The following is a 16,175-nucleotide window of genomic DNA, read 5'->3' on the forward strand; positions in this document are numbered from 1 at the left end:
CGACGCCGTCGTTCTCTCCTCAATTTCATTGTTAGTCTACGGCAAAAAGCTCCTGCGTTCCTTCACCATCCGAATTTCTAAATAACTGCCGATAAACCAAGCAACAGAGCCTGCGGCAACCCAAACAATAATAGACCAGGCCGAAAACGAGCAAATAACGAGCCAGAAAGCAAATACTATTTCGGATAAGAGAATAGCAAAGGCGTTGCCATGCTCGCGCAGATGCCTGTAAGATTCAATATATTCGCTCAAATGACGACTGCCCTGCCATTCATCGCTGATCTCTTTCTCTTTCCCTTTTCCTGTCACCTTCCTTTCTCTTTCGGAACGCAAACGGCTTAACTCCACATAGAAATAAAAGAGCTTGCTCAAAGCTTTGAATTTTCGCATTCCCGGATAAATAATCAGCCGTACTGCATGCAAAATCAAAATCAACATACTGGCGATATACATGTAGAGAAAGCCAAAAACAGCAATAATAATTGCGGCCAGCACCGTCAAACCATCCGTTTTCAAGCGAATTTCCCCTGATCCCGTTAATGCCTCAGCCTTTTGCAACTCCACTTTATTGCCACCGATGGTCAAATCAAGCTCATTAATGTCTATGTCCCTCGTTGTTTCAAACAAGAGGCTGTAAAAGTAGCTAAGATCGGGCTTGCTATCATCGTTGTGTGCTTTGGGAAAATAAGCCCGATTCATTTCGTTCTGATAATTCATAGCTAGAATAAATAAAATCAGTGCGCCAAATATAGTTCCTGCCAAATACCGAATCAGATAAAACTCCCAAAATCGATTTCCCATCGCCTATTATCCTCTTTCTGCCTGAAGCTGGTTTCTGCAAACAAATTTATTCATGACCGCGCGTTAAATATGGAAATTCTACATTTTATACCATAAACCCTTTTTCTTATAGTTCGAAAGGACGATGTTTCGGCAATATTTTGTCTATTACTGTCGGACTGATTTCCTATAAAAACCCTCTGCAAGCCAAAAAACGATACCTCTTTTTTAGAGATATCGTTTTGTATAGCTATTTTACGCTAAGCTTTATTCGTGATCTTCACCGTCGCAGTTGCCGCATCCCAAGCCGCATCCATATCCAGCCCTTCGGAAATGAATCTCACTGGCACGAGCGTCCGGCCGTTCACCACCGAAGCGGGAACATCCAGCGTCACCGCTGTTCCATTCACATAAGCCGTCGTGCTGCCAATCGTGAGCGTAACCGTGCGGTCGTCCTTGACCGCTGTAATTTTTTTCGTTGCTGCATCCCATTTCACTTCAGCGCCAAAGGCTTCGAAGATGCCGCGAAGCGGAACGAGCACCCGCCCTGATTGATTAACCGGCTCCTGTTTGTCGAAGCTCACTTTGCTGCCATTTAAAAGGACGGAAATAGCTCCCGCTGCTGTAACTGGAGTCGTTGTCGACGGCAGTGGCGTCACGGCCAGCCCCAGCTGCTCCTGCAAGTTAGCCAGTCTGTTGAGCGCAAAAGTCATCAGCGACCCAGCCGCCATCGAGCCCATTCCTTGACCGCCTTGCCCTTGGCCTGCTCCTTGACCTGGACCCTGTCCAGCAGCAGCTTGTCCAGTTGCTGTACCATTGCCTGCGGCAGCATCTGTCGCAGTCGTATTACTAGTGCTTCCTGTCGCGGTTCCCGCATTGTCCGGTCTAGCTGCAGTCGTGCCATCCGGCATCGTCGGCGGTGTCATACCAGCATCATCAGGAGGCGTCATGCCTTCCATTGCTCCACCGCCTGTAGCAGAATAAGCTACATTAGATTCAAACTGCTCTACCGTATAAAATTTAGTCGGATCAGCCGTTACGCTTGGCCGAATAATATCAGCCAGCTCGGTAATGCGATCCTCGATTCCGCCCAGATAGTCCACCAGCTCATTTACATAGGTCAAATATTTGGCCTTATACTCTGGCACTTCCAGCAAATTCCCTATCATGGGGACGCTGTCCATGCTGATGCCCAAGACAGGCACATCAACCGAGGCAGTTGTCGCATTTGTATTGGTAGCTGCCGTCGTTGTGGACGTCGTTGTTGCCGTGGATGTCGTAGTTGTGGTCGCAGTTCCCGCAGTTCCCGCTGCTGCCGCATTGCGACCGGCCCCGCCTCCGCCACCGGAATAGCCGTTAAATGACATATTGAAATCCCATGGCAGGACACTGAATTTTCCATCTGCATCGCCGTACAGCATATAGTTATGGCCCTTATCGCCATTATAGCTGTCGTAGTTGCCCAGTACAGCGTTGCCCGCAATGTATTTCAAGGCCGAGTCTACATCGAGTACGTCCTCGATATTCCCTTTCTCGCCAGCAGGCATATCATTCAGCACGCTAATAAAATTTTTCAACGATGCTTTATCATCCTCTGTGCCAAGCTCATACGTCAGCGTCTCATAGTCGCCGTCTTCCTCATATTGCAGATAGCTTTTCTCGTCCGTATCGTAGAGCACGCCATCGTTGTAATCTTCGCCATAATTTCTTTCCATATAGCTGTCATCAATAGCTTCAACACCTACATAGAAGCCATACAATTCACCATTGATATACAGGTTCGTAAACACTGTCAGCGGGGCATCCAGCCCGATCGAGCGCAAAGCTTCGTAATGCAAATATTCACGTAAAAAAGAAGGATCTGCGTAGCTGTTGTTCAGCACCATTTTATCCAGTCCGAGCAGCGTTTGTTCTTTATCGTATTTGTCGAATTTCAAGCGAAAGCTGTAGCGGTCGGAATCCGTCATGCTGGCAACGGCCTTCAAGGTCAAATTGCCTTTGGTCGAAAATCCTACGTTGCTCAGCACATTGCCGTCTACGTCTACCGTTACCTTTTTATACTCCTTATCCAAGGGGCTGGCCAAAATGCTTTCCCAATCGTCGTCCGCGATCGTCACGTTCACATTAATGATTTTGTCCCCTTCAAATAGAGACTCATATTTTTGCGCAATGCCCGTCTCTGCAGCATAAACCGCCGACTTGCTCCCGATTGCTCCAAAACCCGATACGGCAATCGTTAGCGACAGAGCGGTAACCGCAACCTTCTTCCACATCTTTTTCAAATTCATAATTTGGATGACTCCTCCTTCAAACCAGATTTCAATTCCAGTCTTAAGGCTAAAGTATGAAGATTAAGTAAATCTTAGGTGAAATTGAAGGTTTGCTGAAAGTTGCTGGTACGCGGCGAAAAAGGCAGGGGGAGCGGCGGCTGTACGCAAAAAAACTCAAGCAGCCGCTCTGCTTGAGTTTTTAGCAATGCCTAGCCTAAGCTTGTTAAGCTCAGGTCGGGTCGAACCAGGGCCTGCTGGGTCAAAAAAGCGGCGAGCCCGCTTTGACCGGATGCAGCAGCGGCTCAAAGCCGGCAACACGCGCCTCGATGACGTCGCCATCGCGAATGACGGCTGCGCCAGGCGTCCCTGTCAAAATCACATCGCCGGGCAGCAGCGTCATGACCTGCGAATGAAAGGCGACGAGGAACGCCGGCTGATAAATCATGTTAGCCAGCACATTGCGATGGGCAAGCTCGCCATTATGCCAGGTTTCCACTGCCAGCTGGGGCAAGTCCGCGATTTCATCTCGCGTAATCAGCTCCGAGCCGAAGCCAAAAAAGGTATCAAAGCTTTTGGCCCGCGTCAGGAAACGCTGATGCTTGGCATGAATATCCGCTGCCGTAACATCGACTGATACGGCAAAACCTGCTACGCAGTCCAGCGCCTCGGCTTCGGTTATATTTTTGCATGTACGCCCGATAATGATTGCCAGCTCAGCCTCCGCCGTCACATGCTCCGTCTGCTGGGCAGGCAGCTCAATTGCTGCATTTGGGCCGATAAGCGACGTATCCGGCTTCATAAAGCTGACCGGATCAGCTTCAGCGAATAGTATCTCGCGCTCGGCCGCTTCCTTCACATAATTCATGCCGATACCCCAAATTTTTCGGGGATGGCGGTATAATGGCGCAACTGCCAATGCTTCGCTTGGCACTGATTCCAGCTGCGCAAGCTTATTGCTGCCTCCATCGTTATACCATGCCGTCAACGCATCCAGCTGCCCCTCTTGCAGCAGATCAAACACGTTGATGGGCCAATGCGTATGCTCCAACTGATTAATCGTATGGAGCCGCACATAGCGACCGTCAATGTTGATGCACGCTTGCTCGACACCCTCGTAATGGATCGTCACCAGCTTCATCTATTTTGCCGCCTCCCCTTCGTTTCCGCTGCCTGGCTGTTCGCTTCGTTCCCATAATTCCGCATGCTGCGCTATCCATCGCAGCAGCTTCAAATCCTGTCCTGCCCCTGCAATAATGGATAAACCAATTGGCGCTCCATCCACCTCGCCAACCGGCAGCGTTACTTGCGGCAAGCCTGACAGCCCTGCTATACAGCACAGCTGCATCGTTAGAGCACGCTGCTTGTCTGCCGCTTCTCCACTAATGTCGCGGTCCGGCGCCGTTCCGGGAATGGTTGGGATAACAAGCAGGCTATCTGTTCCGAGCAGCTCTCGCAGCTTGGCACGAATGCTGCGCTGTTCCTCTACCTTTTGCTCGCCATCTTCCTTGCGCAAAGTGCTTGCCCATCGAAATCGCTGCGCTATCCCCGGGCCAAAAGCAGGCTGCTCGCGCGTAATCCAATCGCCATGTGTTTGCCAAATTTCCAAACCTTGAATCGTGCGGAACGCTTCAAGCCATTGCTCCAGCCCTTCAGGGGCAAGCGTCAGCCGCTCGGTATTTGCGATAACGGCCTCCAGTTCAGCAACGAGTGGTCTCAGCTGTAGTGCGCTAGCAGAATCCGCCTTGCTCCATGCATCTTCTGCGATCAGCAAGCGGCTGAACAGCTTTACATTCGCAGCGTCCGCTGCGTCTGTTGTTTCCGTTTTGTCCGCTGCCACCTCTGCACGCTCGCTCGCCACTCCTAATGCCGGCTCACCAGTCTCCACGGCATCCGATTCCGCAGCAGCAGCTGCACCGCCCTCCACTCGGGTGGCCGCCTCCGCAGCAAGCAGCAGCTCGCCAACCTTCAGCAGCAGCGTGCTGTCCCGTGCCATCCAGCCTACCGTATCAAAGCTCGGAGCCAGAGGAATGACGCCATCCATCGCAACTGCGCCATGCGTCGGCCTAAAACCATAGACGCCGCAATAGGCGGAGGGTACGCGAACCGAGCCGCCTGTATCCGTCCCGAGCGCAAAATTCACTGCCCCCGCTGCAACGGCTACGGCAGAACCGCTGGAAGAGCCCCCCGGTATGCGACCCGGCGCAAGCGGGTTAATCGGCGTGCCGTAATGGGCGTTTTGCCCATTGATGCTGTACATTAATTCATCGGTATGCGTTGCTCCGGTCAGTGCCGCTCCCGCGTCAAGCAGCCGTTCTATGGTTGAGGCGGTATGCTCTGCCGCTTCGTGCGTGCGCAGCCAGTCGGGGTTGCCCGCGCTGCTTATATGCCCTTTAATCGCGAACACATCCTTAACCGCAAAACGGAGGCCATCTAGTTTGCCTGTATGAGTTGCTGGAAGCGTGAGCTCCGGCTTAATAAAAGCATGGAATGTATCCATAATTTTATGCTGCATGATTGCTGTCTCTCCTGTCCAACCTGTTCCGCCTATATTCTAGCGATCAGGCCGATTTCGGTATCTTTGCCTACAACCAACTCCGCACTCGCGGCTGAAAAATGGGCTGCCCATTACAGCCGATCTGCTTTACTCTTTGCCATACGTTTTGCACACACTTCCGAGTCGAGCCGCTTACCAGCCAATTGCCGCGCCATCGCTGCGCGGATCAGCTCCGCCGCTAAGGACGCCGTCCTTGCTAATCGTGATCGCATGGGCGTGGCCCATAATGCCGTCAAACTCTTTCATGCGGCGAACATCATGCCCGGCTTTCTCAAGCTGCTCCGTAACCTCGTCTGCTAGGCGGCTCTCTACTTTCAGCTCCTGTGTTTGCGCTCCCCATGTGCGGCCCCACACCCAGCGCGGCTCATTCACCGCCTGCTGCGGATTCATGCCAAAATCAATCATCCGCGTAAGGATCGCCACCTGTGTCTGCGGCTGCCCTTCGCCGCCCTGCGTGCCGAACAGATGGCTTGGCTTGCCATTCAGGCACGCCATGGCGGGCATCAGCGTATGGAAAGTCCGCTTGCGCGGCTCCAAACGGTTCACGTGCTGGGGCTCCAACGAGAAGAAGGACCCTCTATTTTGCAGCAAAATGCCCGTATCCCCAGCTACAACGCCTGAGCCAAACTCAAAATACAAGCTCTGAATGAAGGAAACCGCGTTGCCCTCCTCATCCACGACCGCCGCATAGGCCGTATCATTGCCGACAGGCTTCGTATCGATGGAGCAGGCCTCATCCAGCTTAATAGAAGCTGCAAGCTCCGCCGCATAGGCAGAGCTCAGCAAGCGTTCGAGCGGAATTTCCGCAAAAGCAGGGTCCGTCAAAAATAAATTGCGGTCGCGGAAGCCGAGCTTAAGCGCCTCAATCATAAGATGATAATACGTGTATGAGCCATGCCCGTAGCTTTTCAGATCATAGTTCTCCAACATTTGCAGCGCCATCAGCGCCACAAAGCCTTGCGAGTTCGGCGGCACCTGGTACACGTCATGCCCACGGTAAGAGCCTTTAAGCGGCGCAACCCATTCGCCCGCATGCACGGCAAAATCTTCCTTGGTCAGCAGCCCGCCGCTGCTCTGCAAATAAGCAGCGATCCGCTCCGCAATATCGCCTTTATAGAAAGCATCGCGCCCCTGCTCCGCGATAGCGCGAAGACTCGCTGCGAGGTCGCGCTGCACAAAGCGCTCCCCCGCCTGAACAACGCGCCCTTGCGGCAGGTATACCGCCGCAGTAGCTGGAAATTGTGCCAGCATGTCCGCATGCTGCACCGTATTTTCATATTGATCCAGCGACATCGGAAAGCCGTCTTCCGCATATCCAATAGCCATATCTAACACCTGTGCAAAAGGCAGACGCCCATATTGGCTATGCACGGCATGCCAGCCGTCCACCATGCCCGGAACTGTAATAGCGCTGCGCGGCCCGCGTACCGGAATCGCAGCTTCGCCAGCATAAGCCTCGCGCGTTGCAAAACTGCCGGATCGCCCGCTAGCATTATAGGCTCTCACCTGCTGTTCCTTATGTTCGTATGTGAGCCAAAACGAGTCTCCGCCAAGTCCCGTCATATGCGGATAGACGACAGCTAGACAAGCGCTGACCGCAATTGCAGCATCAAAGGCGTTGCCGCCTTGCTCTAGTATTCGCGCCCCTGCTGCCGAAGCCAGATGGTGGGGGCTTACAACCATGGCCTTCGTGCCGATTATCGGCTTGTTCATGCTATTCCACCCTTTATAAGTCAAGTTATCTGACATGATCTATTGAGTATTAAAGTAACATGGCAGCTCGGCTAGTGGCAACTATAAAATTCTTTTTGCCCACGATTGACAAATTTCATATTGATAAGGAATGAATTTGGTTATATATTTATTCATATCGTAATCGAATCGAACTTATCACATACGTTTTGATATTCTCGCTCGAAGGAGTAAAAGGAGCTTTTCATATGCAATCCAAAATGCCGCCCGCCCAGGCGGAGCACGCCATTGACGATATTGATCGTAAAATCATCGCTGCCCTGCATGTTAATGGAAGGATATCTTACACCGACTTGGCCAAGGATATTGGTTTATCCCGCGTTGCTGTGCAAGCCAGAATCAACACCCTGCTGGAGCAAGGCGTTATAGAGCGCTTCACAGCCGTCATCAATCCGGAGAAAATTGGCGTGACGGTATCGGCTTTTTTCAATGTCGAGGTGGAGCCTAAATTTCTGCATGAAGTAGCCGATCGCTTATCCGAGGAGCCCGTCGTCACTAGTCTGTATCACATGACAGGCCCCAGCAAGCTGCATATGCATGGCCTGTTCACCAGCAATCAGGAAATGGAGCTATTTTTGAAAGAAAAACTGTACCCGCTGCCCGGCATCATGAGCGTTGATTGCCAGGTTTTAATCAATCGCTACAAAAGTAGAATGGGAATGAGGCTGTAAAAAATGGAGACGACAACAAGCGCCAAAGCATATGGACAGCTTTCCTTGGCGATGTTTAAAACGGGCATTTTCGGCTTTGGGGGCGGCCCTTCTGTTATTCCTTTAATTCGGCATGAGGCGGTTACCCGCTACGACTGGATTAATGATGAGGAATTTGCTGAAATTTTGGCACTGGCCAACGCATTGCCCGGACCCATAGCCACCAAGATGGCCGCTTATCTCGGCTACCGGCTGCAAGGCTGGCTGGGCGCGCTCGCCGCTGTACTTGCTCATATTTTGCCTTCGGCCATCGCGATGATCGCCTTGCTGTCCGCTGTACAAATTCTTAGCGGCTCGGCTGTTGTGCAGGGAATGATCGCCGCGGTTATTCCCGTTATCGCAGTCATGCTTGGCGTAATGGCATATGAGTTCGGCAACCGTGCGGTGAAGGGACTGGGCTGGGTAACTGGGCTCATCAGCTGTGCGCTCGCTTTTCTGCTGCTGCAGGTCGTGAATATTCAGGATGCGGTCGTTATTGCCGCCTTCCTTCTCTATGGGGCGATGCATTTCAAGGCTGCCGCATGGGTGAAGAAGTGGAGAAACAATCGGCGCGATAAAGACAACAATACGAGCGCGAGCGCATAAGGAGCAGTCACTATGGATTGGTTGGATTTAATTATTGGTTTTTTTCTCGCAAATATTTTAGGCTATGGCGGCGGTCCTGCCTCCATTCCGCTCATGTATCATGAGGTCGTGGACCGTTACCACTGGTCAACCGATGCTGAATTTTCAAACATACTCGCGCTTGGCAATGCCCTTCCGGGGCCGATTGCTACGAAAATCGCCGCGTTCGTCGGTTATGATGTATACGGCATTCCAGGCATGGCAATCGCGCTTGCAGCAACGATTGTACCTTCGGCTGTGGCGCTGATTTTTCTGCTTAAGCTGCTGCAAAAGCATCGCCAATCTCCCATCGTCAAAGGGATGACGCTGCTCGTGCAACCCGTTGTCGCCATCATGATGCTGCTGCTCACTTGGCAAATGGCAAGCACAGCCGTGCAATCCGCCGGCCTTTGGCAGACACTTGCCATTGCCGCCGTCGCCTACTGGGCGATGGAGCGCAAGAAGATCCATCCGGCGATCGTCATCTGCGTCGCCTTCGCTTACGGCGGCATCGTGCTATCGCAGACGATGGCATAAGGAAGCAGCATACAACCTTCTGCCATTCATCATGAAGAAGAAGCGGCCCTGCACATTCGCCAACGCGTTTGTGCAGGGCCGCTTATTTTTTATCCTATTCTCCGCTGCTGCTACTGAGCTTTAACCGGATACACGCCATCATCCAGGCAGATAATATAATTTATCGCCAAGTATGGCTGTATATTATTGTGTGCTTGAGACCCCCCGCTTGCAGTTATAGCATTCACATGCATGTTGGCATTCGGCTGTTCTTCATTATACACACTAACTGTAGTACCCCGCGGTGTAGTGGCCCAAATATTATTGATTGTATCCGTCGTATTTCCCAATGTCTGAGCGTTCAACTGATGTGTATGATTCGGCATTTCAAAGGTGGTAATCGTTTCTGTCATGCTGCCGCCCTTTTCATAGCACTTCCTCGGAGTCAGATCTACCCCGCTGCCTTGATGTATCGGCACTAGGCCCCGCAAATCAGGCAATGTAAAATACGTTTTATAGTCCGAGCCAAACGCACCTCCTATTATCGAGTACAATGGTTGATTGTACGGGAGAGAAACCTGCTGTCCATGACAAAAGGCCCAGCCCCGCGGAGCGAAGTTTCCTGTAAATAAGCGAATTTCTCCAATAAAAGCGTCCATGTCAAGCCTCGCTTTCTGATTCTAATTAATTTTTCGGTGGATAAGTCCCTGTCATTGCAATGCAAAAATTTGCGACCACGTAGGGCTGCATATTGGAATGGGCCTGTCCCGCGCCCGTCATCCCGATTGCCTGAGGCGACATGTACCCGTTCGCCGTCTTGCTGTAGGCCTTTGCGCTGCTTTCACTCCATACATTGGAGGCAGCCGCGCCCTTTGTACTTGTGGCTGAGCTGGCAGACAGCGAATGCGTGTGCTGGGGAATTTCATTTATCGTCAAGGCATGCGTTTCTGTTCCGCCGTTCGAATATACAGGGAATACTTCGTCTGTTGTTGGATTTAGGGCAGCCCTTCCCTGCAAATTTGGCAGTTGGAAAGTGGCTTGGCCATCCCCACCGAATTTATTGCCAATTATCGAGAATAAAGCTTGGTTCTCACTCACTTTAAGTATTTGTCCATTGCATTGGGCCCATCCTACAGGAGCGTAGTCGATTGCAAACAAACGTATTTCGCCAAGAAACCATTCTTCCATAAACGCCTTCCTCCTCTTGATTAGCTATTGTCTTATATGCTTAAAACTGCCTCATCGGATAGGTGCCTCGCATACAAATAATATAAGTTAGTGCCATGAAAGGCATCATATTGTTATGTGCCTGATTGCCGCCTACCGTGGACAAAGCAGTTTTGTTCATCGCGGCGTTAGGCGCTGCTGTTCCTTCAAAATATTGCTTGACCGTGCTCGCCGCCCAAAAATGGCCTGTCGGAGACGCCTCATCGCCTGCGGACTGCTGGGCTGCCGCCATATGCGTATGGGCCGGCAGCTGTGCCTGCGTCAACTGAACCGTCTCCTTACCGCCTTTATCTTTCAGAGAAAATTTGCTGCCCGTTGAGCTGGTCCCCATATGAATGGGAACCCGGCCCCGATAATCCGGTAGGGCGAACGTCGTTTGCCCGTCCACTCCGTAGGTTGCCCCGAGAAGGCCGAACAGCGCCTCATTATTCTTAATCGGCAGCACTTGCCCGTTGCATAGTTCCCAATCCTGCGGCGCGTACGTGCCGACAAACAGCCTGATTTCGCCTAAATATGAATCTGCCATTTTAATTTCCTCCTCGGATTATTTGTTCTGTGCCGATTGTTTAGCAGACTACCCGTTGATTAAATCAGCCTGCAGCAGAAGTCTGCGAATGAGTGCAGCAGCCTCCGCACGGGTAATGTCGTCCTGCGGATGCAACTGTCCGGAATTCCCCGTCACAATTTGAAGCTCAACCGCAGCGGCCATAGCATCTTTCGCCCAACTGCTGATTTCATTCTGGTCCACGAAAGCGGACAGCTTATCCATAGATCCCGAAGCACTCAGCTTCGTATAAGCTACAGCTCTTGCGATAATCGCAATTGCTTCCTCGCGTGTAATTGTCTTTAGGGGGCCAAATGTGCCGTCAGCATAGCCGGTAATAAGACCATAAGCCGCAGCTGTTTCCGTATAACCGGCATACCAGCTTCCGGCCTGTACATCTGAAAACTTACTTTGCCCTTGTAGAGCCGCTGGGCGCAAGCCTAAACCACGTACGATAATCGCCGCAAACTCAGCGCGGGTAATAGAAGCATCCGGAGAGAAGGCCGTCTCGCTCGTCCCTTGTACAACCATGCGGGAGGCCAGGTCGTTCACCTCATCGCGGCTCCAATGCTTCGCCAGATCCTGCATCTCCCGCGGGTGCCAAATGACGGAGTACGTACTGTTCGTCAGGCTGTTGATCACTGCATAATACTTCCCGTTCAGCTTCGTAATATTGGTTGGTACATGATAGAGCTGTCCATCGGAATGCAGCACGACTCCTGTCGTAATACGACTCGCATCAGCGCCCTCCGGCATTGGAATCATCATTTGCACATAGCCGCTGAAAGTGGAGACAGCCGTCTGCTTTCCGTTGTAAGAAGCTGAAATATGGAATTCCAGCGGCGAGGCGGCAATCTCCATACCTTGGCCGGATGCCGCAGCATATACTTGATCAGACTCCGATTTTGCCGATTTTGCTATTGTGATGCTGAAAATAATGTCCTTTAAGCTGTTCTGCGCTCCTAGCTCCTTGGCAATCGCATCCACAGGGATAAGCGAAGCCGGGAATACATAAGAGGCTGAGGCCGTTTGAATTTCAAGCGTCGCCGTTTTATCTGTCATTACCTTGAGCAGTTGACCATTCAATAAGCTGTTCACGCTATCTGCGGCTTCTGTATACGGAATCGTGACTTCGCGATTGGATTCGGACTCTAGCTTTTTAATGATTTTGTCGTTATCGAGCGTTACTGTCGCATAGCGCAGCTGATTGCTGGTGAACGTCTGCACCGTAGCCGTCTGCTCTTGCTTCACTCCGTCTACATATACTGAAATGCCGATTCCCGCTGCCACTGTCCCCGTTTGTACGGAAGTGCCTGTTGAAGGAGTTGAACCTGAGCTTTGCTGGGCGCGGGTCACTTTCACCAGGTAAGTACGGCTCGGCTTTGTTGAGTCAGCCGCCATAACCGTGACCGGAATTTCATTCAGACCGACACTTAACTGCACTGTAACCGGATTTTCTGCCGATTGGCCGTTTATCGTTACCGTCGCAAGCGGATCAAAGGCTTCAGCTGTAATCGTCGTTGCTTCAACTGCATAAGCTACATTTTGCTCGTAGCTCAGCGTATCCTTGTGGAAAGTAGGAGAAAGGCTGCCCGTGCTGGTCGAAAGCGCCCCTAATTCGCTAATTCCATAAGGTGTAATATTTACTGTAATAACGGCTGTATCAGAATCCTCCTGTCCGTCCGAAGCTACATATGTGAAGCTGTCTGCCCCTAGCTGACCAGGACTCGGCACATAAACAAACTCATCGCCGTTAATAATCGTCACGCTGGAGGACTTCGTACCGGTTGTGAGCAGGCGGAAGGTCAATGAATCTCCATCCACATCCGTTGCATGCAGCTTTTGGGTCAAAGATGTCAGACTTTCTACATCGTAGCTTGCATTCTCAGCTGCCGGCCGGTCATTCACCGGCGTGACCGTCACCTGGACCGTAACCGGATCGGATTCATCCACCCCGTCAAAGGCCTTTATTGTAAAGCTGTCGTCCCCGTTAAAATCCTGATTCGGCGTGTAGGTGAGTTGATTGCCATTGATAATAACCGCTTGCCCGTGCTCCGCCTGATCGTCGACTAGGAAGGTCAGCGCATCCTGATCCTCATCCGTACCCGACAGTGTCAAGCCCAATACATCGTCCTCATCCATTTGCTGAGGAGCAATCGTCGTCACAACAGGCTTGGTGTTCCCCACAGTCACCGTAAAGCTCGTTGTGCCTTCCGCCAGACTGCTGTCCAATACATGGATCGTAATGGCAGCTGAGCCTTGCATTCCTTGAGCAGGCTCCACGGTAACCGTGCGCTGCTTCCCGCTTCCCGCTAGTGTAATTCCGCTGAGCGGAACAAGAGCGGTATTGCTCGATTCTGCAGTTACTGTAAAATCGCTCGGCTCTGCGTCAGGATCTGTAATAGTAAAGCTTAGAGCCTGCGTAGCTGTATTTCTGCTTATGCTTTGATTGGCAATCGCACTTACCGTCGGGATGTCATTCACCGACGTCACAACCAAAGAAGTCTGACTGTCCACAACTGGCGCAGCTATCCCGTCATCCACCGTCACAGTTAAAACAACGGTCTCCGTCGTTCCCGGAGCAACCCGGTTCGCCTTCGGCGCAAATACCAATTGGCGAATGGCTATAGTCAGATCATCGGCTGTTCCGCTTGCCTCGTATTGACTGCCAACCAGACTGAAGCCGGATGCCTGAAGGGAGGCAGCGGTAAATTCGCCTTTTGCCGCAGTATCCAGTGCGATGCTGACCGTTAGCGTCTGATCGGGATCCGCATCCTCTATCGATACGCCAGTAAAGGGTTGCTCCGTATCCGTATCCAATAGCTCTAATGGAGTTGCGGCAATACCCGTCAATTCGGGAGCGTCATTTACCGGGGTAATCGTAACCGATATCGTACTAACCACCGTGCCTCCGTTGCCATCGCTTACTTCAATTTTAAATACATCCTGACCATAATAATTAGCGTCCGGAGTATATTCCCACGCTCCGCTCGTCGAATTAACCGTTGCGATTCCATGGGTAGCCTGCTGCAAAATGGAATAAGTCAGCGTGTCACCCTCCACATCGTTTGCCGATACTTGTCCGGTAACCGCTGTGTCCTCATCAGTCGTTACAGAATCATCCGCAGCTGTCGGCGGATCATTCACCGGCGTCACAGTTACGGTAATGGTGCTAGTCGCCGTACCTCCGTTGCCGTCGCTAACCAATATCTTGAATACGTCCTGGCCGTAATAATCCGCATTCGGAGCATACTCCCATGCTCCGGTCGACGGATTGACCGTTGCCGTTCCGCTTGCTGCCTGCTGCGATACCGAATACATCAACGTGTCGCCATCCGCATCCGTTGCGATTACCTGACCAGTCGTACTTGTATCCTCGTCAGTCGTGGCCGTATCGTCCGACGTTGTCGGAGCTACATTTATGTTTACAACCGTTACACTTATCGTACTCGTTGCTATGCCGCCGTTACCATCGCTAACCTCGATCTTGAATACATCCTGACCGTGATAACCCTCATCCGGGTTATATTCCCATGCTCCAGTCACCGGATCAACCGCTGCCGAACCATGAGCCGCCTGCTGCGAAATGGAATACGTCAGTGTATCGCCCTCAACATCGCTTGCCGTGGCCTGACCCGTCGTCTGCTCATTTTTATTGGTCGTCGCGGTGTCATCGCTCGTAACAGGAGGATCATTCACCGGCGTCACAGTTACGGTAATGGTGCTGGTTGCCGTGCCACCATTGCCATCGCTAACCTCAATCTTGAATACGTCCTGGCCATGATAATTCGCATTCGGACTATACTCCCATGCCCCCGATGACGCATCAACCGTTGCCGTCCCGTTCACTGCCTGCTGCGATACCGAATAGATCAGCATATCGCCATCCGTATCCATTGCCGTTACCTGACCAGTCATACTTGTATCCTCGTCGGTCGTGGCCGTATCGTCCGACGTTGTCGGAGCTACATTGACGTTCACAATCGTTACACTTATTGTGCTCGTTGCTATGCCGCCGTTGCCATCACTAACCTCGATCTCGAAAACGTCCTGGCCATAATAACCATCCATCGGAGTATATTCCCATGCTCCGGTCGCCGGATCGACCGCTGCCGAACCACGATCCCCCTGCTGCGAAATGGAATAGGTCAGCGTATCGCCGTCCACATCGCTTGCCGTCACCTGACCCGTCGTCTTCTCATTTTTATTGGTTGTCGCGGTGTCGTCGCTCGTAACAGGCGGATCATTCACCGGGTTGACGGTAATCGTAACCGTGCTTGTCGCCGTCCCCCCTTTGCCATCGCTAACCAACACCTTAAATACGTCCTGACCGTGATAATTCGCATTCGGATTATATTCCCATGCCCCCGTTGACGCATCGACCGTTGCCGTCCCATTCGCTGCCTGCTGCGACACCGAATAGGTCAGCATGTCGCCATCGTTATCGGAGCCAGCAATGTTACCAGTCACGAATTCGTCCTCATCTACCGATTCCGTATAGTCTGTCACGGTCGGAGCTTGATTCACAACGGTTTGTTCATAAACAATATACGGATCGGCATCAAACCGATACCGATCAACGTTGGTTCCATTCAAGCTTTCTGTGCCTGTCAGAAAGAATGTTAGCATTCCGTTCGAAGCATTATTGAAATAATTCGTGACATCGAAGGAAAGCAGCTTTCCAGCGACAATTCCACTCATCACACTATCCAATAGTTCGTACTTGCTGGGTGTATTCAGCACATCACTCATGCTAGGCCAGCCTGTATGCGCGTTCTCCACACTGGTTGGAAGGAGCGTCGTCTTGTATGCCCATACTTTGGCGATAGGCGTTCCACGAACGGCCAGACCTTCATCTCCACCACCAAGGTTATTGCCTACATTAATTCGCAAGTAAACCTTGTAACCGGCAGGTGCGCTCGCCGTTTTGTTGAATCGCACAAAAGCATGATACTCCTTCGTGCCTCCATCCTGAATACCAATATAATAAGGAGCCCCTACATAAGCGCCATACGTAAAATCATGCCCGGCTATAGCCGCCAGCGGCGGTCCGGCCAAGGAGCTTGCATGCACCGTTCCAGTTCCATATAGTCCGCCAAATATAAAATGGATTGCTATGATAGCGGTCAATAAACCTATGAATCCCTTCTTCTTCACGCTTTCCTCTCCTTATCCTTATGCTTTTTCCTATCCAAATCCAATTATTATCGCCCTAATTA

At 51.6% G+C, this 16,175-nt stretch carries 12 protein-coding genes; 3 read left to right on the forward strand and 9 right to left on the reverse strand.

Translation table 11 applies throughout. The annotated features are described in order from the left end of the window. Positions 1-36: 36 nt before the first annotated feature. The 5 genes from AC50Y5_RS12865 to ggt all read right to left on the reverse strand — a co-directional run bounded on the left by AC50Y5_RS12865 (position 37) and on the right by ggt (position 7,317). Positions 37-801, reverse strand: coding sequence for a hypothetical protein (locus AC50Y5_RS12865; RefSeq protein ID WP_494861090.1), 765 nt, complete (start codon positions 799-801; stop codon positions 37-39). 239 nt (positions 802-1,040) lie between these two features. After that, positions 1,041-3,068: a CotH kinase family protein gene (locus tag AC50Y5_RS12870; protein ID WP_494861092.1), complete on the reverse strand. Its 2,028-nt coding sequence runs from the start codon at positions 3,066-3,068 to the stop codon at positions 1,041-1,043. Positions 3,069-3,309: 241 nt separating this feature from the next. Then, positions 3,310-4,188: a fumarylacetoacetate hydrolase family protein gene (locus tag AC50Y5_RS12875; protein ID WP_494861094.1), complete on the reverse strand. Its 879-nt coding sequence runs from the start codon at positions 4,186-4,188 to the stop codon at positions 3,310-3,312. Beyond that, a complete protein-coding gene (locus AC50Y5_RS12880) occupies positions 4,189-5,562 on the reverse strand; it encodes an amidase family protein (protein ID WP_494861096.1) in 1,374 nt (457 codons plus the stop codon). A 174-nt stretch (positions 5,563-5,736) separates the two neighbouring features. Then, a complete protein-coding gene (ggt, locus tag AC50Y5_RS12885) occupies positions 5,737-7,317 on the reverse strand; it encodes a gamma-glutamyltransferase (protein ID WP_494861098.1) in 1,581 nt (526 codons plus the stop codon). Positions 7,318-7,544: 227 nt separating this feature from the next. Here ggt and chrS point away from each other — a divergent pair, with 227 nt between their 5' ends. The 3 genes from chrS to chrA are packed head-to-tail and all read left to right on the forward strand — an operon-like array spanning position 7,545 to position 9,206. Then, positions 7,545-8,027: a chromate efflux transcriptional regulator ChrS gene (chrS, locus tag AC50Y5_RS12890; RefSeq protein WP_494861100.1), complete on the forward strand. Its 483-nt coding sequence runs from the start codon at positions 7,545-7,547 to the stop codon at positions 8,025-8,027. Positions 8,028-8,030: 3 nt separating this feature from the next. Then, on the forward strand, positions 8,031-8,651 hold the full coding sequence (gene chrB / locus AC50Y5_RS12895) for a chromate efflux transporter ChrB (RefSeq protein WP_056036574.1): 621 nt from the start codon (positions 8,031-8,033) through the stop codon (positions 8,649-8,651). Positions 8,652-8,663: 12 nt separating this feature from the next. Beyond that, positions 8,664-9,206 carry a chromate efflux transporter ChrA gene (gene chrA, locus AC50Y5_RS12900; protein WP_056036572.1) on the forward strand — a complete coding sequence of 181 codons (543 nt, stop codon included), beginning with the start codon at positions 8,664-8,666 and terminating at the stop codon, positions 9,204-9,206. Positions 9,207-9,316: 110 nt separating this feature from the next. Here chrA and AC50Y5_RS12905 read toward each other — a convergent pair whose 3' ends face one another. The 4 genes from AC50Y5_RS12905 to AC50Y5_RS12920 are packed head-to-tail and all read right to left on the reverse strand — an operon-like array spanning position 9,317 to position 16,113. Continuing rightward, positions 9,317-9,844 carry a phage tail protein gene (locus AC50Y5_RS12905; RefSeq protein WP_056036570.1) on the reverse strand — a complete coding sequence of 176 codons (528 nt, stop codon included), beginning with the start codon at positions 9,842-9,844 and terminating at the stop codon, positions 9,317-9,319. A 25-nt stretch (positions 9,845-9,869) separates the two neighbouring features. Further along, on the reverse strand, positions 9,870-10,373 hold the full coding sequence (locus tag AC50Y5_RS12910) for a phage tail protein (RefSeq protein ID WP_494861103.1): 504 nt from the start codon (positions 10,371-10,373) through the stop codon (positions 9,870-9,872). A 40-nt stretch (positions 10,374-10,413) separates the two neighbouring features. Next, positions 10,414-10,938, reverse strand: coding sequence for a phage tail protein (locus AC50Y5_RS12915; RefSeq protein ID WP_494861105.1), 525 nt, complete (start codon positions 10,936-10,938; stop codon positions 10,414-10,416). 48 nt (positions 10,939-10,986) lie between these two features. Then, positions 10,987-16,113, reverse strand: a complete 5,127-nt coding sequence (locus AC50Y5_RS12920) for an Ig-like domain-containing protein (protein ID WP_494861107.1) — start codon at positions 16,111-16,113, stop codon at positions 10,987-10,989. Positions 16,114-16,175 lie beyond the last annotated feature (62 nt).

The organism is Paenibacillus sp. JT22N7 (genome assembly GCF_059383875.1).